We start from the raw sequence: 24,129 nt of genomic DNA, 5'->3' as shown, positions 1-24,129 counted from the left end.
ACGACGACGAAATTCGTGATGAGCGTGCGTTGTGCACAGGATCTGTGGTTACCGTGTCGTCTGTGAATGAAGTGATCGACGAGCTCCACCCGTGGCGCTGGAGCAGCTATGCCACGCTGGCCGACGTCCTGCCCGCGATTGACGACTCGCTGAACGGTCAGCTGTCGGCGGCGGTACCGGTGCCGGGGAGCAAGGATGTGGTGCTGCTGCTGATCGACGGCCTCGGTGACAGTCTGCTCACCGCGCACGCCGATGTGGCGCCGACCCTCACGTCGCTGCGCTCGACCACCATCCGCGCCGGCTTCCCGGCCACCACCGCGTCCAGCATCACCAGCCTCATGTCCGGGGCTTCGTGCGGCAGTCACGGCGTGATCGGTTACTCGTTTCGCACCGACCGTGCGGCCACCAGGGCACCGAACCGTCAGCTGCTCAACGCCTTACGCTGGACCCTGGACCGCTCCGACGGCCGCTCGGCGTTGGGAACCTATGTACCCGAACAGATCCAACCCATCGAGGGATTGTTGCCGGAGATGGCGGCGCGTGGCGTCGAGGTCACCTATGTGATGCCGGGGCTCTACCGCGGATCCGGTTTCAGTCGGGCAGCATTTCGAGTGGAGGGCACCTATCGGCCGGCGCAGAACCCGGCCGAGATCCTCGCCGGGGTGGGTGAGGCGCTCGCGCCGCAGAGTCCACGGCACCGGTTCGTGTACGCGTACTGGCCCGACCTCGACGCCGCCGGCCACCTCTTCGGACCCGGATCTCCGCAGTGGGTCAAGGCGTTGGCTGTGGCCGACCGCATGGTGGCCGACCTGGCCGCCGCGCTCGGCCGCGACGCCACGCTGGTCGTCACCGGTGATCACGGGATGATCCAGGCGGACAACAGATTCGACATCGACACCACCGACGAGATGTTGAAGGGCGTGGAGGCCGTCGCGGGCGAGATGCGGGTGCGTCAGGTGTACACCCGGCCGGGCGCCCGCGACGATGTGCAGTCGTTCTGGACCGACGCGCTGGGCGACGATGCGCATGTGGTGGCGCGTGAGCAGGTGCTTGACGAGGAGTGGTTCGGGGTGGAGGTGACCGACGCCGTGGCCGAACGGATCGGTGACCTGGTGGCGGTGGCGCGCGGTACGACGATCCTCACCCGCAGCCTGACCGATCCCGAGCTCGAGGTGAACATGGTCGGCCACCACGGGGCGTGGACCGCTGCCGAGCAGCTGGTGCCGGTGTTGTTGGCGCAGGGGTGATCTCGGCGTTGGGTGACGTGGTCTCTCGGAGATAGGTCACGTGGTCTCGATACGTCTCTCGCCTAGCGGCTCGAGACTACTCGACCACCGACGGAAGCGGCTCGACACTACTCGACCACCGACGGAAGCGGCTCGACACTACTCGACCACCGACGGAAGCGGCTCGAGACTACTCGACCACCGACGGAAGCGGTTCGAGTAGCCGCGACCGTAGTGAGCGGCGTATCGAGATCGACCGCCGACGGAAGTGACTCACCCATTCGGTGGTCGAGTAGGGACGAGCCGCTAGGCGAGGACCGTATCGAGACCACGGCCACCGACAGGGTAGGGATGCGCCGCATAGAACTCGAGGTGCGCTTGGGCGGCGTTGTCCCAGGTGAGCGACCTGGCCAGCGCTTCACCGGCTGCGCGCCGGCCGGGATGGGAGGTGCGCGCCGCGTGTAGCTGCGTGGCCAGCGCGTCGAGGTCGGCGGCATAGGTGACGGTGTCGCCGAACACCTCGCGCAGGATGGGGAGTTCGCGGGCGACCACCGGACGACCTGCGGCCAGCGCCTCCATGGCCGCGAGACCGAAACCTTCCTTCGTCGACGGGAATGCGAAGACCTCGCACCCGGCGACCAGGGCGGGCAGGGCGTCGTCGGCCACCGGGCCCAGCACGACCGGCTCCACCCCGAGTTCGGCTTGCCGACGCTCGAACTCGGCCCGATAGTCACGGTAGTCGAACAGCGTTTCACCACCCGCGAAAACCAAAGCCAGATCGGGATTCTGCTGCCGCAGCGCGGCGTAGGCCTCCAGAAGATCGATGCTGCCCTTGCGCGGTTCGATACCGCCGACCGCGAGCACATACGGCCCGAGCCGCTCGCGCCATCGTCGACGATCCTTCGTAGCGGCGGGAGCTGCCGCATCGTGGAACCGCTGGTAGTCAACGCCATTCGGTATCACCGTCGGCGATAATCCCCAACCGTCGTGCACCTCGTGGGCGACCGCCCGGGACACACAGATGTGCGCGTACGGGTTGACGACGGCCTTCTCGTGGCATTCCACCAGGATCGGGGTGGTGAACTGGTCGAGATGATGAATGGTGCGGATGCATGTTCCGACAGCGTTGGCGCTGATGCAATCTTGCGCGTGCACGATGTCGTAGGCGCTCGGGTCGAACGCGTGACGCAGGGTCTCGATGGAGCGCACGATCCGCTCGGTGATGGTCTCGTCGGCAACGTCGGCGAACGGGATGAGCCGCTGCGTCACCGTCGGGTCGATCTGGCGGAAAAAGCCGTCGTCGCCGCCGCGGGCGAGACTCCACACCGTGACCTCGGCGCCGTGGTGCGCCAGCGCCTCGGCGAGGTTGAGCGTATGAACGACGCCTCCGCGCGGCTTGGTGGAGTACGTGAGCAGGGCGATACGCATGGTCATCGGCGTCCGTAGGCTTCGCTCTTGAGTTCCGCGAGGTGGTTGAGAACCTTGCGGGCGCGAGTGATCTCGGCGGTCACATCCACGTCCACCTTGGCCAGGCCGCCCTTGGATCGGGTATTGGCCAGGACATCGCCGCCCGGCCCGACGACCTTGGCCTGCCCCAGGAATCGCAGGGAGCCGGTGACACCGGTCAGGTTCGACGACGCGACGAACACCTGGTTCTCGGCGGCGCGCGCACAGTCGTACAGGTCGAACAACCGCGACTGACGGTCGGCGGGCAGTCGTGCCGCCCGGTCGGTGACACTGGCCGGCCAGGCGTTGAGGGCGGCGATGATCCGCGCACCATCCAGGGCGAGCGTGCGGGCCGATTCCGGGAAGGTCTTGTCGTAGTCGATCAGCATGCCCATTCGACCCACCGGGGTATCGAAGGCGCAGAACGACTCTCCGGCAGCGTAGGCGAGCGACTCTCCCGCCGGCTGATGCACCTTGCGATGCCTGCCGAGAACGCCGTCGCCGGACAGGCACACGGCACTGTTGTAGCGCTTGCCTTCTGCCGCTTCGGTATACCCGATGCAGACTGTCATCGCACCGGCGGCTGCGGCGATGGCCGCGAGTTCGGGACCGTCGGGATCCAGTGTCGGCGGCAACTCGGTGGTGTCGGGCCGACGCAGGTCGCCGATGTAGCCGCCGATCGAGGCGTCCGGGAAGACGAGCAGATCGACCCCATCTCGCCTGGCGGCTTCGATGATGCCCACCGCTTTGGACACGCCGCGGTCGACATCGCGTCCGAAATGCGCCGCGAGGGCGCCCAGCGTGACCGTGGTCATGTCATCGGACTCTACTCACGCGGCGCCCAATCCGGTGACCGTGGATGCGACGGCGACCGTCACCTCACCGTCGGGCCAGCGTAGTCGCACACCCGGGTCACCGGTCAGCCGTCCGCACGATGCGCCGACGGTGGGCCCGGCAACGGTGTCGTGCGCATGCCGATCTGCCACCAGCATCGCGTAACCGGGGAAGCAGGTGAGCCAGTTACCCATACTCGCGTCGGTCGGCCGCGGGATCGCGGCGACATCGAGTTCGGCGCCCGTCCCGGACGCCTCGGCCAGCATGCCGAGAGTCCCGGCGATACCGGCCATGCTGACGTCCTTGGCCGCGGCCGGCTGCAGTCGTCGGATCAGTCCGGCCATGTCGGCGAGTTCGTCGGCGGATCGTGCGCTGCTGGAGTCCCATTGCCGTCCGTGGTAGCCGGGTCGCCAGCCGCCGCCGAGGTCGGCGATCAGCGAGACCGTGTCGCCGACCCGGCCGCCGCCGGCCGGGACCGGTCTCGCGGTGCGACCCAGCGCCGTGACCGACAGCGACGCGTGCACACCCACCTGGGTGTGTCCACCGAGCACGGGCGCCCGCCACGCCTGCGCGGCCGAGGCGACACCTCGCATGATGCGGGTCAGATGTGATCGGGTCGGCGCGGCAACGGCATCGAGCAAGCCCAGGGGTGCGGCACCCATCGCGGTGAGGTCGTTGAGGTTGACCAGCACCGAACACCAGCCCGCCCATTCCGGGTCGCGGTCGACCATGGCCGGCAGGATGGCGTCGCAGGCAGCGATCACGTCGGACTCGGGTACCGGCACACCGTCGTCGCCGCGGAAGCCACTGGGACCCAATCCTCCCGGCTGCCGACCGAGTGGAGCGAGAACGTCGGCGAGCATGGCTTTGGTGGAGTCGGCGGTCTCCTGAATGTGCCCGATGGGCCACCGCATCTCGCGGTGGGCACGTCCGGCTAGTGTCGGGCCCGCAGCGCGGTCCGCCCAGCCGAGGGTGCGGAACATCCCCGCGTAGCGGTCCTGCACGGTCGCGTCGAACCGCACCACCCCAACGGACTCCACGTAGGCGCATGCGGCGCGAACCAGCGCCGCGCCGATACCGGCGGCGTGCGCCGGGTCGGCGACAACGAGTCGGCTGCCCGACCACCAGCCGATGTCGGTGGCGGTACACGGCGCCACCCGCACGCCCCCGATCAGCGTGCCGTCGCCGGTCACGGCGGCGAGCACCACAGCACGTGGATCGTCGTCGGTGTCATCACGATCGGTGCGGTCGAAAAGACCCTGTCGCTCGACGAATTCGCGGTGGCGCAGCGCGTGATACGAGGACAACTCGTCGGGTGTGTCGACCACTTGGATCAGGTACGGCGGCATGGGGCGGACTCGGGTGCCGGCCAAGATCGACAGGTCGCCGGATGGCCGCAGAGCCGGGATCATCGTGTGGGTGCCGTCCAGCATCGGTCAGCCTCCCACGTTCTGCAGGACGCTGCAGGCCCCGCAGGCGGCACAGCCGGCACGTTGCTCCGAGCCGGTCATGCCGATCCACTGTAGGTGCGCGGCGACCTCGCGACTGATCTTCTCGACGATGGCCGGGTCGGGCCCGGCAGCATGGTCCACGTCGACCGCGAGGGTGCCTGCGTGCGGCCGGAACGGCACGATGAACGGGTAGACGCCGGTGTCGGCGAGTTCTTTGGCGCCGGCGATCATCTCGTCGGGGTTCTCGCCCAGACCGACGAGCAGGTACGTGGACACCTGGTTGCGGCCGAACACCCGCACCGCCTCAGCCCAAGCGGCGCGGTAATCGTCCAGGGACACCGTCGCCTTGCCGGGCATCCAGCGTCGGCGTACGTCGTCGTCGAGGGATTCGACGTGGATGCCGATCGCGTCGGCGCCGGCGTCCCGGAGGTCGGTGATGGTGACGAGGTCGGCGGGCGGTTCACACTGCACCTGGATGGGGAGATCCGGCACGGCCGCCTTCACCGCCCGCACGCAGCGCGCGAGATGCTTGGCGCCGCGGTCCTTACCGTTCGACGTCCCGGTGGTCATCACCATCTGGGTGATCCCGTCGAGTTCGACAGCGGCGCGGGCGACGTCGGCGAGCTGCTCGGGTTTCTTCACTGCCACTGTCGCCCCGGACCGCAGCGATTCCTCGATGGAGCAGAAGCGGCAGCGCTGGTCTTCTGCGTAGCGGATGCAGGTCTGTACCACGGTGGTGGCCAGCACGTCGGCGCCGTGCAGTTTGGCGATCTGCTCATACGGCACCCCGTCGTCGGTGGTGAGATCGTAGAAGCGGGGCCGCCCGATCGTCGCCACCTCGACACCCGCGTCGACACCGTCGAACAGAACGCGGTCGCCGTCGAAGATGAATGGACTATTCGGGTTTCGTGGTATCGCGGCGTTGAGGCCATCGATCAGCAAGTGACCGTCGTCGGACGGTCCGGCGCCGCCGGTGCGATTGACCGGCGGGGTGCCGCGGATACCGAGCAGGGCGAGGTCGACTCGGGTGGACACGGTCATGCGGGTACTCCGTTCACGTGCAGGGTCGCCAGTTCCGGGCTGCAGCCTGTCAGCGACCGCCGGCGGATCTTGCCCGCGTCGTTGCGGAGTGGTCGATGGGCCAGACAGATGCGGTCGGGTCGGTGGGATCGTGGTAGGTGCGCTGCGGCGAAAGCCGCCAAAGCGTCGGTGGTGAGAGCATTGTCGGCGACGTCGGCCACGACGGTCAGCCGCGCGCCCGCCGCGTCGTCGCCGACCGCCACCGCACCGCGCACCATCGGGTGTCGCTCGAAGACCTGCTCGATGTCGGCGGGATAGAGGGTTGTGCCGTCGCGATGCACGACGTCCGCGGCCCGGTCGATCACGTACAAATATCCGTCGGTGTCGAGATACCCGATGTCGCCGAGTGTGTCCCAGCCGTCGGTCGTGCGCCGCGACCCGACACCGAGGTAGCGGTAAGCAGTGCCGAGCCCGCGGCGCATCCATATCTCGCCGGTCTCCCCCGGTGCGGCGAGTGTGCCGTCGGCACGTGTGATGCGGGTATGGGTGCCGCCGATCGGTTTTCCTACGCTGCCCGGATGGGCTAGCCACTCGGCTCCGCCGACCATCGTCAGCCCGTTGGACTCCGTACCCGCATAGACCTCGACGACGCGGTCGGCTCCGAGCCAGTCGATCAGGGCCAGCTTGTCCGGTACCGGGCAGCGTCCACCGAGGTGCAGGATCGATTCCAGCGAGCTGAGATCGTGGCGGTCGCGTACGTCACGGGCCAGCCGCAGCAGACGGCGGATCGACGGTGGCGACACCACCGCCCAGCTGATCTGATGTCGGTCGACCGCAGCGAGGAAGCTCCGTTCGTCGAACTCGGGCTCGATGACGAGGCGATGTCCCGCCGTCAGTCCGCGGAAGGCATACGTGAAGGCTGTCGCATGCCACAGCGGTGACGACACGAGTTGTATCGCGCGGTGCGGGACGAACGGCGCAATCGGCGCCTCGGGATCCACGAGAGCGGGTGCGGTACTGGCGATCACCTTCGGTCGTCCGGTGCTCCCCGACGACGTCGGGGCCTTCCAGCAGTGAGCCCACCGATCCGCCAGTTGTGCGTCGGAGAACCCGGCGGCCTGTGCCTCGTCCACCCACGCGATGTCGGCACGAAACGGCGGCGAGCCGAACGCCGCAGCCGGTCGCGCCACCTCCTCCAACGCCGCACGATCCTCGTCGGACAGTCCTGGCGGCAAGGGCATCGGGGTGGCGCCCACCCGCCAGACGGCCATGCAGGCCACCACGAATCCGACGTCGTTCGGTAGCGACACGGCGACGAGGTCGTCGCGCCGGACACCGCGATCGATCAGCAGACGGGCCAGTCGGGTGGCGCGGGTGTTGATCTCCCCGGCGGTCACATCACCGTTTCGATCGGTCACCAGGACGTCCGCCGGCCCGACGCGTGCGCGGTGCGCGAGCACAGCGGAAATCGGTTGTCGTGCCATCGTTCCCCGCCTACCGAACGGCAGCGAGCCGGGGCGCAGCGGCGCGGAGCCCGTCGATGATGGTGTCGGCGAGGTGTCGGGCGTCGCGGTCGACGCCGAGGAATCGTCCCGAACCCCAGGTGTGCATCCACGGCAGACCGATGAAGCTCAGTCCGGGCACCTGGGTGGCGCCGCGGGTCTGCATGGGCCGGCCGCCGCCGTCGAATGCGCTGGCCTCGATCCACCGGTAGTCCGGGCGGAAACCGATGGCCCACACGATGCTGGTCACGCCCGCCGCGGCGAGGTCGAGTTCGGTGGGATCGGCCTCGGGTGTCCACACCGGTTCGTAGCGAGTCGGTGGTGGGGCGTCGATGCCGACGGCATCGATGTGGCGGTCGATGTCGGCGCAGATGGAGTTGTAGACGGAATCGGCCTTGTCCAGAGCTGCGGTCAGGGTCGGGGCGAACCGCAGCCCTGTGTCCTTGCCGTCGGTCAGGGTGCCGTAGAGCTGCATGCCCTCGGCGGCGAACTGGCGCAGATCCACATCCCGGCCACCGTCGCGGCCGGTCACATAGTGGTTCGTCTTCTCCTGCGCGGCTTTGCCTCCCGGATATTCCTGGGCGGGTGTGTCGTAGAGTCCCATGTCGGCGAGCCAGGTCATGCAGTCGCGGCCCCGGTAGAAGCGGGCCACGCGCGGTGCGTTGCCGACGGCCAGGTGCACCTGCCGACCGGCCAGGTGCAGGTCTTCGGCGATCTGCGCCCCGGACTGGCCGGAGCCGACGACGATAACCGCACCGTCGGGGAGCTGCTCGGGATTGAAGTACTGCTCGGAGTGGATCTGGGTGATCGACGGGTCGAGTGATGACGCGTAGGGCGGGATGACCGGTAGCGGGTAGCCGCCGGTGGCGATCACCACCTGGTCACAGGTCACCAGTTCCACACCGTCGGAGCCGGCCAGGGTGAGTTCGAAGCCGCTATGGCCGGGCCGGCGCAGCCGGGTCACCCTGGTGTGGGTGCGTACCGGCGGATCGAAGGTGTCGAGCCAGCCCGCGAGCCAATCGACCACCTCGTCGCGGGTCATGAAGCCATCCGGGTCGGGGCCGTCGTAGGTGTAGCCGGGTAGTCGGCAATGCCAGTTGGGGGTGACGAGAGTGAAGTTGTCCCAGCGTGAGTCGGCCCAGGCGTGGGTGGGGGTCTCTGCTTCGACAACGAGGTGGTCGATGCCGGCGTTACCGAGGTACCAGCTGACCGAGAGTCCGGCCTGGCCGGCGCCGATGATCACGACGGGGTGATGAGCGGGAGCGCTCATGATGTCTCCAGTGGAATGGGCAGGGGCGGGTACATGCGGACGACTTCGACGGAGGCGTCGGGTTCGTGGTGTTGCGCGGTTCGGATGATGTCGTCGGCGGAGGCGGCGGCCGACGTACAGGCGAACCCGAACTTCGCCCGCACCCGCTCGGCGGCCTCACCGAGTGCCGTGGTGGCTCGGCTGGTGAACTCGTCGACCGTATAGTGTTGCCCGACGACAAGGTGGTCGTGCATCACCAGGCTCGGTGAATAACATTCCTGCACTTGACCGTCGGGCCAACGGACGGTGAACGTCATCTCAGGCATGCGACAGATCCCGCCATGGTGCTGTTCCGGTCGCGTCGAGTTCGGTGAGCACGCCGTAGGCGTCGGGCCGACGATCTCGCAGGTGGAACATGCCGCCACGCATGGCGGTGAAGGTGCCGGCGATGTCGACGTCGGCGACAGCCATGCCGCTGCCGAGCAGGGTGGTGTCGAGAATGTTGCCGCCGGGGTCGACGATCTTCGCGTTGCCGACGTAGCGCAGCGAACCGAAGGTGCCGGATTGGTTGGACGCGATCCAGAACACCTGGTTGTCGAGGGCACGAGCGGTGTCGAACAGGTTGAACCGGTAGGTCCACCGGTCGTCCTGCAAGTTCTCGGCGGTAGCCGTGCGGGCGGCCGGCCACGCCGACAGGCTCGCGATGATCTCGGCACCATTCAGTGCCATCACCCGGGCGGCTTCGGGAAACGCTTTGTCGTAACAGATCTGGAGTCCAACCCGTCCGACCGGGGTGTCGAACACGCCGTAGTCGGTGCCCGACGAATACGACATGTTCTCCCCCAGCGGCTGGTGCACCTTGCGATAGCTGCCGTAGATCTGCGAGCCGTCGAGCACAGCCGCCGCGTTGTAGCGGGTCTCCCCGTCGTCGGCGATCTCGCAGAAGCCGATGGCGATCACCATGTCACCGATGATCGATTGCACGCGTTGAATTTCCGGCCCATCCAGGCTGATCGCCGGCGGCAGCGACCGATTGGCGTTCTTGACGGTGTCACCGTGATTGCCGAGTGACGAGAGGTAGCCGCCGATGGCCGCTTCGGGGAAGACCAGGAAGTCGACGCCCCGCTCGCGGGCCTGCACCACGTAGTCGGCGATGGTTGCATAGTTCTGTTCGAGGTCGCGGGTGAAATTGGCCGCGACCGCGGCGATGGTGGTCATGAGGTTTGCCTCGGGCTCGGTCACACCATGTAGGTGGAGTTGATGATCGCGCCCTTGCGCGCGTAGTGGATGATCGCGTCCTGGACGTCGAGCGGGTGGGCGGGGATCACACCTTCGATGAGATCCTCCTCGCGGCCGCCGTGCAGGGCCAGGCCGAAGCGACAGCAGAACACGGTGCCACCCTCGGAGATGAACGTCGCCAGCGAGTCGTTGATGTTCTGCTCACCGGGGAAGCCGGAATCGCCGGTCTTCGGGAAGCCCCGGGTGGCAAGGCAATTGATGGCGCCCGGGCCGTAGAAGTAGATGGCCGATTCGAAGCCCTTGCGCAGTGCGCGGGTGGCCTGCAGAACCGCGACGAACGACACCGACGATTCATGGGCGATGCCGTGCACGAGGGTGAAGTAGGTTTCGCCGTCCTCGGCCTGGTAGTCGGGGAAGATCTTGGTGCCGCCGTAGATGTTGGAACCCTTCGGCAGCGAGGGGTGCGGGATCTCACCGAGTGACGTGGCGATGTTCTCGGTGATGGTCTCGTCGAAAGTAGGCACGGAGTCTCCTAGAATGAGGCGCGACGGTTCACGGCCGTCGACCCGGGTTGCGGAAGTCGAGGCGACGCTGCCTCACAAGAGGATTCGATCCGAAGATCTGGGGTGTGTGGCCGTCGGGCGGCTACAACATTCAGTTCACGCCCGATCTATTGCGTGGTGGTTACCGGGAGAATAATTGCGACGCGGGTTTCGTTAACATGGCCCGCTGTGCGGCTGTGTGGTCTCGATACGTTCCTCGCCTAGCGGCTCGGATCTACTCGACCACCGAAGGGGGCGGCTCGGATCTACTCGACCACCGAAGGGGCGGCTGCGCACCACTCAACCACCGAGAGGGGGCGGCTGCGCACCACTCAACCACCGAGAGGGACAGCTGCGCACCACTCAACCACCGAGAGGGGGCGGCTGCGCACCACTCAACCACCGAGAGGGACGGCTGCGCACCACTCAACCACCGAGAGGGACGGCTGCGCACCACTCGACCAACAGGTAGGCGGCTCGGACTACTCGACCACTGGCTGGGCGGCGACGGCGGCAACCCCGCCGTGGTGTCCACGACGGGGTTGCGGGGGAGGGCGAAGCCCGAGCTATCGGCGGAGGTAGGTCACTGCCAGATCCAGAGCCAGCGACGGGTGCGCTGGTCCCAGTGACGCACGCGACGGCGGCGGCGGGCGGGGGTCTGCGGGGCCTTGTTCTTGTTGGTGGTCTTATGCGGAGTGGGCATCGTCGGCCTTTCTCGTCGGTGTGCGATCCGGGGTGGATCTCGTTGACACCATTGAGAATGCGGGCCAGGGCTGGTGAAACCTTCGACGCCCGCTGGGAGGTTGCTGGCGATGGCCGATCAGACGGTGACCGGTATCTGCTCGGCGGGGAGGTCGTCGCCGAGCAGCCGACCTCCGTCGGGTTCGGCGCGCAGAAAACGTCGCTTCTCCCGCCATCCGGACACCAGGCGTTGCTGCTGGAAACGTAGATCCGAAACCACCTCGCGGGTCGGCACCCCCGGCCTACGCACTGCCTTGACCACGGCACTGGCCATCGTCGACGGCGACATCATGGCCGCCGGCGGCTGCACACGGTTGTAGATGTCGCTGAGCACGGCGGCGTAGTCGGGCTGTCGCTGCGCTCGCCGGTACAGCTCGTACTCCAGCGGCGACGGCGGCAGTCCCGAGGCCAGGAAGTTGGTCCACTGGAACACGTCGATGCAGTCGCGGTCACGTTGCGCCGCCCACCCGGCGGTCGCGCGGTCGAGCTCCGCCGCATCCACACCGGTTCGTGCACCGAGCACCGGCGAGATCGCCTCACCCAGAAGGCGGCCGTAGCGCAGTCCGTCACGGATGCCCTGTGCGGTCACCGGGTCCTTGAAGTGGCCGGCGTCGCCGGGCAACGCCCAGCCAGGACCGCTCGAGCGGCGGAAGTAGGACTCGATCCCGATGCCGGCCCGAACCCGGGAGGTCAGCTCACACCCCGACAGCCTGGCTGCCAGCCCCGGCAACGCCACCACTCCCTCCAGATAAGCCTCGTGGGCCTGACGTCCCCGGAACTGCGGGATCATGTCCACCGGCGGTTGCAGCAGGCGCAGCAGATCGCCACCGTCGCAGGGGAACGCGGTCCCCAGCAGCCGCTCGACTCGCCATTGGGATGCGATGTGGCGCAGGTCGTCACGGTTGTCGGACCAGTACGCGTAGTAGCAGGCGCGCCCGCTGGGCGCGAGAAGTGTCGGCGTCTGCGCTCCAACCTGACGGGCGACGAAACTCTTGCGTCCGTCCGCGCCGATCACGATGGGCGCGTGGATCTCGTGAGTCGTGTCGTCGTCGACGGTGTAGGTCAGGCCTGCCACCCGCCCGTCGACCCGAATGAGATCGGTGGCCGTGCACTGCTCGCGAATCTCGGCGCCCGCGTCTCTGGCCGTCTGGACGAGGACGTGGTCGAGGTGCGTGCGCCGCAAACACATCGCATAGTCGATGCCGGCGACCGCCGAGTAGGTGGTGCGCCAGCCGATGTCGTCGAGGACGGCCTCGGCCATCGGCATCCTGGGCGCACCGATCGCCTCGACCGCCGGGAGCGCACCCAGCGTCTGGATCTCGGCCATGGTGGTCGGCCACAACAGGTGGGTGGACAGGGTGTCCGACGGGAATCGCGCGGAATCGATCGCGAGGACCCGCAATCCCCGTTCGGCCAGCGTGATCGCGGTGGCCGATCCGGCGATGCGGGCCCCGACGATCACCGCGTCGAACTGCTCGACGGTTGAGCTCATGACCTCGCTCCTCCCGGCCGGCCCCCGACATGCAGTCCGACACAGTGTCAGGCCGACGTTATGCCTGCACAACCCGGGTGTCAAGGGTGGCGTAGCATCAGGCCCATGGGGTCGGTGACGCGGGCGCACACGGGGCAGACGCTGCAGCGTCGGGCCGAGGTCACCGATCGGGTGCTCGGCGCCGTGGAAGATCTGCTCGGCACCGGAGAACGCTTCACCGAGCTACCGGTGCAACGGATCGCCGAGCGATCGGGCATGTCGCGCACCAACTTCTATCAATACTTCCCGAACAAGAGTCAGGTGTTGATCCAGGTCGCGGAGATCGCGTCGAAGGAATTTTTCGCGGCCCCGACGTCGTGGTTCGCTGACGACGCCTCGCTCGATGCCGGGGTGTCCGGCGTGCAGCGCGCCATCGCCGAGATGATCGCGGAGTTCCGCAAGCACTGGCCGTTGATGCGCGCGCTGGGCGAGGCTGCCGCCTACGACACCGAAGTCGCCGAGTTCTGGTTCGGACGCATCCACGAGTTCATCGACTTCGCCGCCGACCGGGTGGCGCGCTGGCAGACGCAGGGCCGCGTCGACGCCGTGGTGACCGCCGAGTCGGTGGCAGCGGTGACCTGGATGGTGGAACGCAGCATCGCCCAGCACATCATCTCCGCAGACAGCGACGTCTCCGACGACGATCGGGTGGTCGCCGCGCTGTCCCGCACCATCTGGCTGACCATCACCGCCGGGCCCGACTGACCGCCGATACAGCGGCGGTTACAGCGAGGTCCCGGAACAATAATTGACGCGACGATCCGCGGGCACCGCTGGCGGATACGGCGCTCCCGGCACCTACCGCAGGTGGTCGGTTTCGTTGAGCGACATCACCTGGCGGTAGCCGCCCGGCAGCGCGATCACCCGCGACACCGAGGTGTAGAAGGGCTCGGTGAAGAACATCTGCTCGGCGCCGATGATGTGCGACAGGTAGGCGTTGATCACCCCGCCGTGACAGACCACAGCGACGGTCCGCTCGTCGTCGACGATCAGAGATTCGATCCCGTCGACAACGCGACTGCGGAACTCGTCGAGGTCGAAGCTGTTGTCTCCCAGGCGGCCGGCGTTCATGTCTGCGAGGAGGGTCGCGCGGTCGGTGTAGGTGTGCACGACCCCGTACGTCGTCCACCCGTGATCGAGTTCGACGAGTCGGTCGTCGAAGGAGATCTCATGCGACAGCGCTGCCGCGGTGACCGATGCGGTCTGCGCCGCCCGCCGCATCGGGCTGCTGACCACCGCATCCACCGCGCCGTAGCGTCCGGCGGCCATCGCCTTCGCCAGCAGCTTCGCCTGGTCCTCGCCCTCTGGCATCAGATCGGGGTCGGCCCCCGCCGGATCGGACAGCCGGAACGGTTTGGCGTGACGGATCAGCAGCAGTTCCATGCGTCCAGTTCAGCGCATCGTCGGCGCCGGCGCGACGTCGGGGCAGTGGTTACCCATCACCGGCTCGCCGCAGCCACCTTGTCGATCGCGGAGGTCACCGTCTGACGGAAGGTGTTCACGTCCGGATCGTCGGCGACGGCGCCCGCCGAGGTCACCGTCACTGCGTAATCGCCGACCGACGCCCAGGCCAGCAAGGTGGTGGAGGCAACCTCACGGCCGTTGAAGGTCGACGTACTGGTCTGCTCGACCGCGAACACGTCGTCGGCTGCAGTGTCGGAAAGGTCGATGGGGTCGCTGGTGATTCTCGATTCGGCTGCGCCACCTCCGTTGCCGATGGTCGCCGTCACGTTCGCACATTGTCCGGTGCGCGAGGCGCGGACGTCGTCGAGCGAGCCCCCGCCACCGGGCGTCACCGTCTCGGTGACCGTGGTGGAACCGGAGACGGCCATCAACATCACCATCCCGGAGTCGTCGGCGGTACCGGTCGCCGCACACTCGGCGGGACTGATGGTGGCACCCTTGGCCACATCGAGAACGCTGTTGGCGGCCTGCGCCACCTGCCCGGCCGGGATGGGCATGGTGCGGAATCCGGCCGGAAGCTCGTCGGTGGTCAGCAACAGCGCGTTGACCTCTGCCGACGCCGACTGCTCGGCCGACTCGCCGGTGTCCGGTTGCGAACCCGAATCCCCGCATCCCGTAACACCGATCGCGGCGACCGCCGACACCGATATCGCCGTCACCCGAAATAGTGATGTGTGCACTGATTCCACCCCCTGATCGAACGAACCCCGAAGGGCAGGGTAGCCGATCGGATCTATCGGTCGGTGAAGCGTTCGGCGATGGCGTCGCCCTCGGCCTCTTCGGGGATGGTGTCGCCGGTGCGTTCTCGCCACTGTGCCAGGGTCTCTGCCAGGATGCGCTGTGTCTCGCGGTGTGCGGGATCGTCGGCGAGGTTGTGCAGTTCCCCGGGATCGGCAGTGAGGTCGTACAGTTCGCGCAGCGGTCGCGGCTTCTGGGCGGCCGCCTGGTCTATCGAACGGGCCGAGCGGCTCTCGGCGATGTCGCGCGGCAGCTGCAGAGTGGGCCGTATGGCGTAGTTCTCGATGTAGGAGAAGTCTCTGGTGCGTACCGCGCGGATCGGATCGAATGCGTCGTGGTAGGTCTTCTCGGTGAAAACCTCGGTTCTGCATGGTGTTTCAGTATCGCCAACGATCGCTTCGGCATGCGACAGGCCGTCGACATCGTCGGGGACCGGCACCGACAACAGGTCCAGCACCGTCGGTACCAGGTCGACGCCCGACATCAGTCCGTCATGGCTGCGGGGCAGCAGGTCGCGGCGGCGCGGCGGGCGGATGATCAGCGCGATTCCCGTACCCGTCTCGTACAGAGTGGATTTCGCGCGCGGGAAGGCAAGTCCGTGGTCGGTGACGAAGACGATCCAGGTGGTCTCGTCGAGCCCGAGGTCGGCGACCGCGGCGAGCAGTCGTCCCACCGCAGCGTCGGCGGTCGCGATGGTGCCGTGCAGGCCCGCGAGGTCGGCGCGGACATCATCGGTGTCAGGCAGGAAGTCGGGGACGGTGATCGATGTCGCGTCCGCGGGCGGATACCGGTCCTCGGGGTATGGACGGTGGGCTTCGAAGAAGCCCGCGGTGAGGAAGAACGGCCGCTCGTCGGACACGCGCACGTGTTCGGTGAGCCACTCGGCTGCGCGGTCGCTCACCACGTCGCCACGGGTGTCGGAGTCGTCGACGGTGTCGAAGCCGAGGGTGGTGGCGTCGGCACTCTCGTGCTGCATCCCGATCAGCACCGTTCGGTAGCCCACCTGCGACAGCAGGAACGGCAGGGTGCGCACCCCGTCGCGGTACTCGAAACCGTGGTGCGCGAGGCCGATGAGCCCGGTGCTGTGCGGGTAACGGCCGGTGAACAGTGATCCACGCGCCGGCGAGCAGAGTGGCGCGGTGGCGTGCGCAGCCGTGAATCGAATTCCGTTGGCCGCCAACCCGTCCAGATGGGGACTGTTCACCCCGGCGGCCCCGTAGCACCCGAGGTGCCGGCCGAGGTCGTGCCAGTGGATCATCAAGACGTTCTCGCGCGGGGTCTCGCTGCTGCGGGCATCCGCAGCAGAGACGCCGAGGGATTGCGCAGTGGACATGACTTCCATGATGCGCGCATGAGGGTGATCAAGCCGCTCTTGAAGTTGAAGTCACCCTCAAATACAGTCCGGAGAGAGTGACCCAGACCACACGATTCGGCCGCCCGCCTGCGCAAAGGAGCCACATGAGCACCGTCAACACCGTCACCGGACCCGTCGATTCCGCTGACCTCGGCAATGTCCTCATCCACGAGCACGTCTTTGTCCTCGGCGAGGAGTATCGGCAGAACTACCAAGATGATTGGGACGAGGACGAGAAGATCGCCGAGGCAGTGCGCGACCTGACGGAACTCAAGGGATTGGGGATGGACACCATCCTGGATCCGACGGTGCTCGGGTTGGGCCGCTACATTCCGCGAATCCAGCGCATTGCCGAGCAGACCGACCTGAAGCTCGTGGTCGCGACCGGTTTGTACACCTACAACGACATCCCGTTCCAGTTCCATTACACCGGTCCAGGCCTGCTGTTCGACGTTGCCGAACCGCTGGTCACGTTCTTCGTCAAGGACCTGACCGAGGGAATCGCCGACACCGGGGTGAAGGCGGCATTCCTCAAATGCGCCATCGAGGAGCAGGGTCTGACGCCCGGGGTGGAGCGAGCCATGCGCGCCGTCGGACAAGCCCACGTGCAGACCGGGGCGCCCATCACCGTGCACACCAACCCGCACACCCAGTCGGGGCTGGTGGCGCAGCAGGTGCTCAAGGAGGAGGGCGTCGACCTGACGAAGGTCGTCATCGGCCACTCCGGCGACTCGACGAATTTGGACTATCTGATGCAGCTCGCCGACGCCGGCTCGATTCTGGGCATGGATCGTTTCGGACTGGATGTGCTGCTGCCGTTCGAGGAGCGCGTCAACACGGTGGCCACCCTGTGCGAACGTGGTTATGCCGACCGGATGGGCCTGGCGCACGACGCCGCCTGTTTCATCGACTGGTTCTCGCCGGAGGCCAAGCGCGAGGCGGTGCCCAAGTGGAACTATCGGCACATCAGTGAGGACGTGCTGCCGGCGCTGCGCGAGCGGGGTGTGAGCGACAAGGACATCCAGACGATGCTCGTCGACGTGCCGCGGCGGTACTTTGAGTGAGGGCGATACCGGTGATCGAGTAGCCCACGAACGAAGTGAGTGCGCGTACCCTCGGTGATCGAGTAGCCCACGAACGCAGTGAGTGCGCGCTCCCTCGGTGATCGAGTAGCGCGCGAACGAAGTGAGTGCGCGTATCGAGATCACCACCCACACAGAGCATGTCAGCCTGCGTGGTCTCGATACGCACCCTCGCCTAGCGGCTCGGACGCTACTCGACCACCGACAAGAAGCGACGACGACAGGACAGCTCGGACGCTAGCCGCTCCCCGACGGAGAGCGTGATCGATTAGCGCGCGAACGGAGTGAGTGCGCGTATCGAGATCACCACCCACACAGAGCATGTCAGCCTGCGTGGTCTCGATACGCACCCTCGCCTAGCGGCTCGGATGCTACTCGACCACCGACAAAAAGCAACGTCGACAGGGCGGCCCGGACGGTACTCGACCACCGACAAAAGGCAACGCCGACAGAACGGCTCGGACGGTACTCGACCACCGACGAAAGGCGACGCCGACTGAGGTCGACCACCGAGGGGTTCGAAAGCTACTTGCGGGTGAGGCCGAGGGCGTTGGCCCACAAGCGTGTTGCGGTGAAGACCAGGTCCTCGATGTTGTCGGCGCCGCCGACGCCCAGACTCTGATATGCCATCCGTGACACCATCCCCGATAGCGCCCGCGCGGCCTGCACGGGGTCGAGGTCGGCGTCGGCGAGGCCGGCCTCCTGGAGTTCGCGGATGCCGCGGGCGTTGCGTTCGATGAACACGTGGCCGCGCTCGACCCGTTTCTGCCGGAAGTCCGGACTGATCCCGGCCACCTGTTCGCGCACCATCATGAGCTTGGCGTTGCGTCGATATGCCTGGAAGTAGGCGCGGTTGGCCGCTTCGATGGTCGCGATCGGATCATCGGAGTCCGGTTCGCCATGCGGCATCCCGGGATGCAGGATCTCCTCTTGGGCTGCGGCGAGCACCGCGTCGAGGATGTCCTCCTTCGAGTCGAAGTAGGTGTAGAACGAGCCGGTCGCGCAGCCCGCCTCCACCGTGATGTCGGTGAGGCGGGCGTCGGCGAACCCGTCTCGCTCGAAAACCGTTCGGGCTGCGACGATCAACGCCGCCCGGGTACGTTCACCGCGCGCGGTGAGCGGCCGCACGGTCATCGCGATACGAGCGCCTGATCCGACACACCCGCCACGGTCTCCTTCGCCGCGGCCGCCGCGTCGCGGTACGGACGCAGCTCACGCCGGGCGATGGCGCGCTTGTGCACCTCGTCGGGGCCGTCGGCCAGCCGCAGCGTGCGAATGTGTGCGTAGGCCATCGCGAGGGGGAAGTCGTCGGTGACCCCGCCACCGCCGTGCACCTGAATCGCGCGGTCGATGATCTTCAGGGCGATGTTCGGCGCGGCCACCTTGATGGCCGCGATCTCGGTGGCGGCGGCCTTGTTGCCGACGGTGTCCATCATGTAGGCGGCCTTGAGCGTCAGCAGCCGAACCATCTCGATGTCGATACGCGCCTCGGCAATCCAGTCCTGGATGTTGGCACGCTCGGCGATGGGCTTGCCGAAGGTCACCCGCTGTGACGCCCGCGCGCACATCGCCTCGAGTGCACGTTCGGCGACCCCGATGGTGCGCATGCAGTGGTGGATGCGACCGGGACCGAGGCGGGCCTGGCTGATCGCGAATCCCTCGCCCTCACCTTTGAGGACGTCGGTGGCCGGAACGCGCACGTTGTCGAAGATCAGTTCGCCGTGGCCTTCGCGGTCGACGTAACCGAAGACCGGCAGGTTCCGCACAATGGTCAGTCCGGGTGCGTCGGTGGGCACCACCATCATCGACTGCTGTCGATGCGTCGCGGCGCTCGGGTCGGTTTTGCCCATGACGATCAGCACCTTGCAGTCGGGACGCATAACGTTGGACGCGAACCACTTACGCCCGTTGAGCACGTACTCGTCACCGTCGCGCACCATGGACATCTCCACGTTGGTGGCGTCCGAGCTCGCGACGTCGGGTTCGGTCATGGCGAACGCCGATGCGATCTCGCCATCCAGGAGCGGCTTGAGGTAGCGCTCCTTGTGCTCGTCGGTGCCGAACAAGGTCAGCACCTCGATGTTGCCGGTGTCGGGGGCGTTGCAGTTGAACACCTCCGACGCGAAGCCCACGTGTCCCATGATCTCGGCCAGCGGCGCGTACTCGAGGTTGCTCAGGCCCGGTCCCCACTCCGGATGCGGGTGGAAGAGGTTCCACAACCCGGCGTCCTTGGCCTTCTGTTTGAGCTCGAGCAGGATCTCCGGTGTTGCGTGCGGGTTGTCGGACTCGGCCATCTGCTGGGCGTAGACCGCCTCGTTCGGATAAATGTGGACGTCCATGAATTCGAGCAGCTGCGCGCGATACTTCTCCGCACGTTCGGAGGGAGTGAACAGATCCATCGGATTCTCCTTTGTCGAGGGGTTCAGCTCTGGCCGGCCGAGGCGCCGGTTCACGGTTTCTCGGAGTCGACCAGACCCTGCTGGTAACGGCGCATGCCGCGCAGCCATCGGTCGTAGTCGGCGCCCTTGTGCCGGTACATCTCGAGCACCTCGGGGTGCGGCAGGATCAGGAAGCGCTCATCGTCGAGAGCCTCGATCACCACGTCGGCGACCTCGGTGGTGGTCAGCACCCGCCCGGCGGTCTCCACCGCTCGTTGCATGAGCACCGCGCCCTCGTCGGCGGGGGTGTCGTCGGGGCGCAAAAGCTTGGTGTCGACACCCATGGGGCACAGGCAGCTCGCCCGCACGCCACGGTCGCCGTAGGTGACGTTGAGCCACTCCGCGAAGCCCACGGCCGCGTGTTTGGTCACCGAATAGGTGGCCGACCCGAGTTGGGTGAGCAGGCCGGCCGCCGACGCGGTCGACACGAAGTAGCCGGCACCACGCTCGACCCATTCCGGAACGAGCCGTCGAGCGGCTCGGATGTGGCCCATCAGGTTGACGTCGATGATTTGCGCCCACTCGTCGTCGGTCGCCGCCAGCCCGGGGACACCGGTGATGCCGGCGTTGGCGAAGTACAGGTCAACCTCGCCGAACTCTGATTCGGCGAGGGCGATGGTGGCATCGATGTGCTCGGGGGAGGCGGCGTCACCGGCGATGGTGGCGATCGACCCGGGGGCGGACTCCGACAGCGTCGCTGCGACGGAGTCGAGTCCATCGGCCGCCAGGTCGGTGATCACCACCCGTACGTTGCGCGCCACGAGTGCCTCGGCCAGTGCTGCGCCGATACCGCCGGCGCCTCCGGTCACGATGGCCACCTTGCCGTCGAGCTCCATCACCACATCCTCGTCGTGGACGGTTGCGGCCGAGTGGCATCACCCGGTCGCGTCGGGTTCGGCTCGAAACCTACTTGAAGGTGCGTTCAGGTTCAAGTGCCGTTCAGGTGCCACACCGCTGTTCACCAGCGCAGAGGGAAATGACATCGACGATGTTCAACAATCAGGAACAATATGTTTTCACAACGTCCGTTGAGAATTCTCAACTACCGTTGGGAAAAGAACAGATTCACATTACCGGGGTTAACTGAGACTTTGCTGGGGGAGAACCAAGATTTAGGTGACACCCGACTGGGTCATCCGTACACTTCGGTATATGGTGTTCGTGAGAATAAATTCTTCGGTGGTTGTAACGAATCACTGAGCGTCACCGAAACGCAGACCAGAGGATCGTCAAGCCCGCGGCGATCCCACGAGATCTGCCAGACCCCCCGAGCTTCGGCCGAGAGATCCAGGCCCCCTTTGGTTCTCACGGTCGTTGGTGTCCGTGTCCGTTACGTGTGGAAAGGAGGTGACAACAATGGATCTGTTCAGCATTCTCGGTAGCTTCATCGAGACCGCACTCGGCTTCCTCCAGGGCTTCTGGGGAGGCGCGGCATGATGAATGCTCAATAACACGAACGCCCGGCCTCACCGACATTGCGTGATGATCAACGCAAACGAGAGTCGTTCCCCCCCTGTACTCTCTTTTCACTGATCAATCCCGTACTCATTTCTGAGTACACCTCCGAAACCGCTCGGGGTGAAGACTTGCCTTTTTCACCCCGACTGTCATCTCGGACGGGATATTCGCAACGGTGGTGAGTCCGGGCGTTTCGCCGTCTCCCCGCCCCCTCGGGCGCCCCCGGCCAGGGGGTCGTCCGACCAAAGTATGCCCGTCGCTCCATGCTGTGATCTGGATTACACTTACGCAGGTAATCCCAGGTCACCGGAGGGAGGTGCGCCATGTTCAGTCTGATCGCCGATCTCGTATACGGCATTCTCAGCGCCGTCGGCAACTTCCTCTGGTGATCGTCGAGACCGCCGGCCGGCGCGGTCAGGTCACTGCAGCGATCGCCCGGTCGGCGACCGTCGGGGCAACGTAGTCGATCGCCGGTAGGAGTGCCCGCAATGCCGCGGGCGCGACCGCGCCGGGTTGATGGGTCACCGCCCGCAGAATCCAGCGCGCCGCGTCGTCAACCGTCAACGCGGTGACGTCGTCGTATTCGGCGGTCGGGGAGATCATCTCGGTCCGCACCAGCGGGAAGTGCACATTTGTCGCGCGCACGTTCGGGTGTGGGCGCTCGGCGTTGAGGCTGCGTCCGAAGATCGCGAGCGCATTCTTGGACCCCGCATACGCGGAGAACCGGGGAAACGTGTTGGCCATCAACGCCCACGTACACACGTTCACCAGCTGCCCGCGGCCACGGGCGACCATGCCTGGCAGCAACCCCAGACTCAGCTGGACCGCGGCAAAGTAGTTGAGCTGCATCGTCCGCTGGTAGTCGTGCAGACGGTCGGTCGAGTCCATGATGGAGCGGCGAATCGAGTGCCCGGCGTTGTTCACCAGTACGTCCACGTTCCGATCGGCGAGCTGAGCGAGCAGATCGACGATCGCGGACTCATCGGACAGGTCGCAGACGAGATACGCCGCTCCCGTCTCGTCGGACAGGGTCTGTAGTTCGTGCTCGCGGCGTGCCACCGCGATCACCCGCGCACCACGTTGCGCGAGCAACTGTGTGGTGGCCCTCCCGATCCCGGCCGACGCCCCGGTCACCACCACGGTGAGGCCGGCGACATCGCGGCCCGGCCCGGTCAGGGTCCGCTCCACTCGACCGGGCAGCAGCGTCCGCCTTTGGACCAGGTCGAGCAGGCCTGCGGAGAACGACGGCATTGCTGTCCTTTCGACGACCTCCCCGACGGTAGCGCGCAGAAATCTTGGCCGACACCGCCTACCTCGCCGGCCAGGCCATCCACAGCGGCGACGGGGTCTTCGCGCCGCTGCAGCAGATGCAGCCCGGCGCGCAGATCAGGCTCGACACCACCGCCGGCGCACGCACGTACCGTGTCGATGCGACCACAACCTACGAGGAGTGGAATCTCACCCGATACGACGAGGTGTGGCAGGCCGTGCCCGGGCGACTGATCCTGGTGACCTGCTTTGTCGTAACGGGCAGCCCACCGACGACGCTTATCTCGTCTATGCGTCGCCGATAGGACGAGCGTGAGGAGCGACATATTTCGGTAAAAGGAAAAATCCGACACATCTGCGAAACGAATGCGGGCCCGGTATCGAGGGCCCGCATTCTTTGCGTATTCCGTGGAAACCGTCAGTGCATCAGAACGGCAGGATGTCCTCCAAAGATCCGAATCCGGTGGTGGGTGCGGTCTTGGCGAAATTCGTGGTGCATCCGTTGAATGTCACATTGTCGACGTACACCGTGTCCGGCACGGAGGAGGGCTGGCTCGAGATGCCGTAGTCGTCGACGACGGTGTTCGCGCCCGCCGCATCCGACAGTTCCTGCAGCGTGCCGCGTGTGCCGCGGGGGAAGTTGTCACCCAGGTCGCGGGTGGCCCACCACTGATCGGAAGTGGTTGCGGTACGCAGACCTGCATCCTCGGCGTTGGCACTCCACACGAAGGTGACGAATCCGTTGCCTTCGCCGGTGTCAGCGCCGGTGGAACGGATCTGCCAGTTGGCGTTGCCGCCCTTGCTCTCAAAGGTGAGCGGCTTACCCAGGATGTCGGAGAGCTTTACTCCGCCGGCCGAGTGATAGGACGCTTTGCGCTTGTTCGCCGCGTCGGTCTTCAACTCCAACGATCCGTCCGTGTCGATGACGTTGGTCGCCGAGTAGGTGCCGGCCTGCCCCTGCTCGTCGGGCGCGGTGTTGCCCCAACCGTTGGTCTGGTTCTCGGCCGAGATCTGTGCGCATTGATTCGACCCGAGGCTGCCGGTGTCGGGTGCTGCTGTCGCGACTGCCGGAGAAATCATTGCGGCCGCCCCCAGTGCGCTGGCCACCGTCGCGGTGCGGACAAATCGACGCATCGGAAAGGTACCTCCATGGATTGGCTTCATTGGCATATCCGTGGGCCAGCGTATCAATTGTCGGCTGTGGCGAGTTCGCTCAAAAGGATGAATTCACGGACAGTTCCGATCACTACGATTATTCGGAATTGTCGGGTTCCGGGAGATTGCTGGCTCTTCCTGATTCAGAGTGCATCCAGGCGTTCGGCGAGCTGTCCGGAATGGATCAGGGACCGCAAGATGTAGTGGCCGAGGTTGCGGAATCCGAGGGCGATGCCGCGTAGATGCTCGAGTCGGCCGTTGATCGCTTCAACCGGTCCATTGGAGGCGCCGGTGTTCGAAGTAGGCCAGGATCTCGCGGTGCCGCGCCCACAACGATCGGCCGAGTTGGGCGAGCTCGCACAGTCCGGCGGGCAGGCCGGTGCGGATGCG

At 66.5% G+C, this 24,129-nt stretch carries 22 protein-coding genes and 1 pseudogene; 4 read left to right on the top strand and 19 right to left on the bottom strand.

Annotated elements, in window-relative coordinates; translation table 11 throughout:
• Window positions 1-62: 62 nt before the first annotated feature.
• Entirely contained in the window at window positions 63-1,247 is a 1,185-nt protein-coding gene (locus ACIGKQ_RS17400; RefSeq protein ID WP_287016202.1) for an alkaline phosphatase family protein, read from the top strand.
• Window positions 1,248-1,532: 285 nt separating this feature from the next.
• On the opposite strand, the gene ACIGKQ_RS17395 is transcribed toward ACIGKQ_RS17400, so the two are convergent.
• The 10 genes from ACIGKQ_RS17395 to ACIGKQ_RS17350 form a co-directional block, all read right to left on the bottom strand.
• Complete coding sequence (locus ACIGKQ_RS17395; protein ID WP_396574615.1) at window positions 1,533-2,654, bottom strand: MSMEG_0565 family glycosyltransferase; 1,122 nt, start codon at window positions 2,652-2,654, stop codon at window positions 1,533-1,535.
• Window positions 2,655-2,656: 2 nt separating this feature from the next.
• Window positions 2,657-3,487: a carbon-nitrogen hydrolase family protein gene (locus tag ACIGKQ_RS17390; protein ID WP_266061950.1), complete on the bottom strand. Its 831-nt coding sequence runs from the start codon at window positions 3,485-3,487 to the stop codon at window positions 2,657-2,659.
• 15 nt (window positions 3,488-3,502) lie between these two features.
• Window positions 3,503-4,939: an MSMEG_0567/sll0787 family protein gene (locus tag ACIGKQ_RS17385; RefSeq protein WP_266061949.1), complete on the bottom strand. Its 1,437-nt coding sequence runs from the start codon at window positions 4,937-4,939 to the stop codon at window positions 3,503-3,505.
• A gap of 3 nt (window positions 4,940-4,942) precedes the next feature.
• Complete coding sequence (locus ACIGKQ_RS17380; RefSeq protein ID WP_266061947.1) at window positions 4,943-5,998, bottom strand: MSMEG_0568 family radical SAM protein; 1,056 nt, start codon at window positions 5,996-5,998, stop codon at window positions 4,943-4,945.
• A complete protein-coding gene (locus ACIGKQ_RS17375; protein ID WP_266061945.1) occupies window positions 5,995-7,461 on the bottom strand; it encodes an AMP-binding protein in 1,467 nt (488 codons plus the stop codon). Before ACIGKQ_RS17375 ends, ACIGKQ_RS17380 begins: the two co-directional genes overlap by 4 nt.
• 10 nt (window positions 7,462-7,471) lie before the next feature.
• The gene (locus ACIGKQ_RS17370; RefSeq protein ID WP_396574569.1) at window positions 7,472-8,749 is read right to left on the bottom strand and encodes an MSMEG_0569 family flavin-dependent oxidoreductase; all 1,278 of its coding nucleotides are present in this window, start codon (window positions 8,747-8,749) and stop codon (window positions 7,472-7,474) included.
• Window positions 8,746-9,054: an MSMEG_0570 family nitrogen starvation response protein gene (locus tag ACIGKQ_RS17365; RefSeq protein ID WP_328713963.1), complete on the bottom strand. Its 309-nt coding sequence runs from the start codon at window positions 9,052-9,054 to the stop codon at window positions 8,746-8,748. The genes ACIGKQ_RS17370 and ACIGKQ_RS17365 overlap by 4 nt, the downstream gene beginning before the upstream one ends.
• Window positions 9,047-9,946 carry a carbon-nitrogen hydrolase family protein gene (locus ACIGKQ_RS17360; RefSeq protein ID WP_235721518.1) on the bottom strand — a complete coding sequence of 300 codons (900 nt, stop codon included), beginning with the start codon at window positions 9,944-9,946 and terminating at the stop codon, window positions 9,047-9,049. The genes ACIGKQ_RS17365 and ACIGKQ_RS17360 overlap by 8 nt, the downstream gene beginning before the upstream one ends.
• Before the next feature lie 20 nt (window positions 9,947-9,966).
• Window positions 9,967-10,491 (bottom strand): MSMEG_0572/Sll0783 family nitrogen starvation response protein, encoded by a 525-nt coding sequence (locus ACIGKQ_RS17355; RefSeq protein WP_328713961.1) that lies wholly within the window; start codon window positions 10,489-10,491, stop codon window positions 9,967-9,969.
• Between the two features lie 838 nt (window positions 10,492-11,329).
• The gene (locus ACIGKQ_RS17350) at window positions 11,330-12,742 is read right to left on the bottom strand and encodes an NAD(P)/FAD-dependent oxidoreductase (RefSeq protein ID WP_396574568.1); all 1,413 of its coding nucleotides are present in this window, start codon (window positions 12,740-12,742) and stop codon (window positions 11,330-11,332) included.
• Between the two features lie 105 nt (window positions 12,743-12,847).
• On the opposite strand from ACIGKQ_RS17350, the gene ACIGKQ_RS17345 reads away from it, so the two are divergent.
• On the top strand, window positions 12,848-13,486 hold the full coding sequence (locus ACIGKQ_RS17345) for a TetR/AcrR family transcriptional regulator (protein WP_396574567.1): 639 nt from the start codon (window positions 12,848-12,850) through the stop codon (window positions 13,484-13,486).
• A gap of 93 nt (window positions 13,487-13,579) precedes the next feature.
• On the opposite strand, the gene ACIGKQ_RS17340 is transcribed toward ACIGKQ_RS17345, so the two are convergent.
• From ACIGKQ_RS17340 to ACIGKQ_RS17330, 3 genes are read right to left on the bottom strand one after another with little or no spacing between them, the layout of a single operon-like run.
• The gene (locus ACIGKQ_RS17340) at window positions 13,580-14,164 is read right to left on the bottom strand and encodes a histidine phosphatase family protein (RefSeq protein WP_396574566.1); all 585 of its coding nucleotides are present in this window, start codon (window positions 14,162-14,164) and stop codon (window positions 13,580-13,582) included.
• Window positions 14,165-14,220: 56 nt separating this feature from the next.
• Window positions 14,221-14,925: a hypothetical protein gene (locus ACIGKQ_RS17335; RefSeq protein WP_396574565.1), complete on the bottom strand. Its 705-nt coding sequence runs from the start codon at window positions 14,923-14,925 to the stop codon at window positions 14,221-14,223.
• A gap of 53 nt (window positions 14,926-14,978) precedes the next feature.
• The gene (locus ACIGKQ_RS17330) at window positions 14,979-16,316 is read right to left on the bottom strand and encodes a sulfatase (RefSeq protein WP_396574564.1); all 1,338 of its coding nucleotides are present in this window, start codon (window positions 16,314-16,316) and stop codon (window positions 14,979-14,981) included.
• Between the two features lie 125 nt (window positions 16,317-16,441).
• Between ACIGKQ_RS17330 and ACIGKQ_RS17325 the strand changes: the two genes are divergently transcribed.
• Window positions 16,442-17,401: a phosphotriesterase gene (locus ACIGKQ_RS17325; protein WP_235721511.1), complete on the top strand. Its 960-nt coding sequence runs from the start codon at window positions 16,442-16,444 to the stop codon at window positions 17,399-17,401.
• Window positions 17,402-17,944: 543 nt separating this feature from the next.
• Here the strand turns inward: ACIGKQ_RS17325 and ACIGKQ_RS17320 are convergent.
• From ACIGKQ_RS17320 to ACIGKQ_RS17305, 4 genes are all read right to left on the bottom strand, one after another.
• A complete protein-coding gene (locus ACIGKQ_RS17320; RefSeq protein WP_396574563.1) occupies window positions 17,945-18,553 on the bottom strand; it encodes a TetR/AcrR family transcriptional regulator in 609 nt (202 codons plus the stop codon).
• A complete protein-coding gene (locus ACIGKQ_RS17315) occupies window positions 18,550-19,818 on the bottom strand; it encodes an acyl-CoA dehydrogenase family protein (protein WP_396574562.1) in 1,269 nt (422 codons plus the stop codon). Before ACIGKQ_RS17315 ends, ACIGKQ_RS17320 begins: the two co-directional genes overlap by 4 nt.
• Before the next feature lie 50 nt (window positions 19,819-19,868).
• On the bottom strand, window positions 19,869-20,693 hold the full coding sequence (locus tag ACIGKQ_RS17310; protein WP_396574561.1) for an SDR family oxidoreductase: 825 nt from the start codon (window positions 20,691-20,693) through the stop codon (window positions 19,869-19,871).
• A 1,036-nt stretch (window positions 20,694-21,729) separates the two neighbouring features.
• Window positions 21,730-22,566, bottom strand: coding sequence for an SDR family NAD(P)-dependent oxidoreductase (locus ACIGKQ_RS17305; RefSeq protein WP_396574560.1), 837 nt, complete (start codon window positions 22,564-22,566; stop codon window positions 21,730-21,732).
• A 44-nt stretch (window positions 22,567-22,610) separates the two neighbouring features.
• Here ACIGKQ_RS17305 and ACIGKQ_RS17300 point away from each other — a divergent pair, with 44 nt between their 5' ends.
• Window positions 22,611-22,889, top strand: a complete 279-nt coding sequence (locus tag ACIGKQ_RS17300; RefSeq protein ID WP_396574559.1) for a sortase domain-bontaining protein — start codon at window positions 22,611-22,613, stop codon at window positions 22,887-22,889.
• Between the two features lie 121 nt (window positions 22,890-23,010).
• Here ACIGKQ_RS17300 and ACIGKQ_RS17295 read toward each other — a convergent pair whose 3' ends face one another.
• Both ACIGKQ_RS17295 and ACIGKQ_RS17290 read right to left on the bottom strand, forming a co-directional pair.
• Window positions 23,011-23,718 (bottom strand): hypothetical protein, encoded by a 708-nt coding sequence (locus ACIGKQ_RS17295; RefSeq protein WP_396574558.1) that lies wholly within the window; start codon window positions 23,716-23,718, stop codon window positions 23,011-23,013.
• Between the two features lie 164 nt (window positions 23,719-23,882).
• Window positions 23,883-24,129: pseudogene (locus ACIGKQ_RS17290) on the bottom strand (transposase); the annotation flags it as partial.

Source organism: Gordonia sp. NPDC062954, assembly GCF_044543825.1.
Lineage (GTDB): Bacteria > Actinomycetota > Actinomycetes > Mycobacteriales > Mycobacteriaceae > Gordonia > Gordonia tangerina.
Note: the sequence above shows the minus strand (reverse complement) of the source record. Positions and strands in the feature narration are given on the sequence as shown.

Coding starts and splice junctions, on each gene's coding strand:
- ACIGKQ_RS17380 (WP_266061947.1), bottom strand. CDS start 5,998: ATGACCGTGTCCACCCGAGTCGACCTCGCCCTGCTCGGTATCCGCGGC.
- ACIGKQ_RS17350 (WP_396574568.1), bottom strand. CDS start 12,742: ATGAGCTCAACCGTCGAGCAGTTCGACGCGGTGATCGTCGGGGCCCGC.
- ACIGKQ_RS17340 (WP_396574566.1), bottom strand. CDS start 14,164: ATGGAACTGCTGCTGATCCGTCACGCCAAACCGTTCCGGCTGTCCGAT.
- ACIGKQ_RS17310 (WP_396574561.1), bottom strand. CDS start 20,693: ATGGAGCTCGACGGCAAGGTGGCCATCGTGACCGGAGGCGCCGGCGGT.
- ACIGKQ_RS17370 (WP_396574569.1), bottom strand. CDS start 8,749: ATGAGCGCTCCCGCTCATCACCCCGTCGTGATCATCGGCGCCGGCCAG.
- ACIGKQ_RS17360 (WP_235721518.1), bottom strand. CDS start 9,946: ATGACCACCATCGCCGCGGTCGCGGCCAATTTCACCCGCGACCTCGAA.
- ACIGKQ_RS17345 (WP_396574567.1), top strand. CDS start 12,848: ATGGGGTCGGTGACGCGGGCGCACACGGGGCAGACGCTGCAGCGTCGG.
- ACIGKQ_RS17305 (WP_396574560.1), bottom strand. CDS start 22,566: ATGCCGTCGTTCTCCGCAGGCCTGCTCGACCTGGTCCAAAGGCGGACG.
- ACIGKQ_RS17320 (WP_396574563.1), bottom strand. CDS start 18,553: ATGACCGTGCGGCCGCTCACCGCGCGCGGTGAACGTACCCGGGCGGCG.
- ACIGKQ_RS17325 (WP_235721511.1), top strand. CDS start 16,442: ATGAGCACCGTCAACACCGTCACCGGACCCGTCGATTCCGCTGACCTC.
- ACIGKQ_RS17330 (WP_396574564.1), bottom strand. CDS start 16,316: ATGTCCACTGCGCAATCCCTCGGCGTCTCTGCTGCGGATGCCCGCAGC.
- ACIGKQ_RS17315 (WP_396574562.1), bottom strand. CDS start 19,818: ATGGATCTGTTCACTCCCTCCGAACGTGCGGAGAAGTATCGCGCGCAG.
- ACIGKQ_RS17295 (WP_396574558.1), bottom strand. CDS start 23,718: ATGCGTCGATTTGTCCGCACCGCGACGGTGGCCAGCGCACTGGGGGCG.
- ACIGKQ_RS17365 (WP_328713963.1), bottom strand. CDS start 9,054: ATGCCTGAGATGACGTTCACCGTCCGTTGGCCCGACGGTCAAGTGCAG.
- ACIGKQ_RS17395 (WP_396574615.1), bottom strand. CDS start 2,654: ATGCGTATCGCCCTGCTCACGTACTCCACCAAGCCGCGCGGAGGCGTC.
- ACIGKQ_RS17375 (WP_266061945.1), bottom strand. CDS start 7,461: ATGGCACGACAACCGATTTCCGCTGTGCTCGCGCACCGCGCACGCGTC.
- ACIGKQ_RS17385 (WP_266061949.1), bottom strand. CDS start 4,939: ATGCTGGACGGCACCCACACGATGATCCCGGCTCTGCGGCCATCCGGC.
- ACIGKQ_RS17390 (WP_266061950.1), bottom strand. CDS start 3,487: ATGACCACGGTCACGCTGGGCGCCCTCGCGGCGCATTTCGGACGCGAT.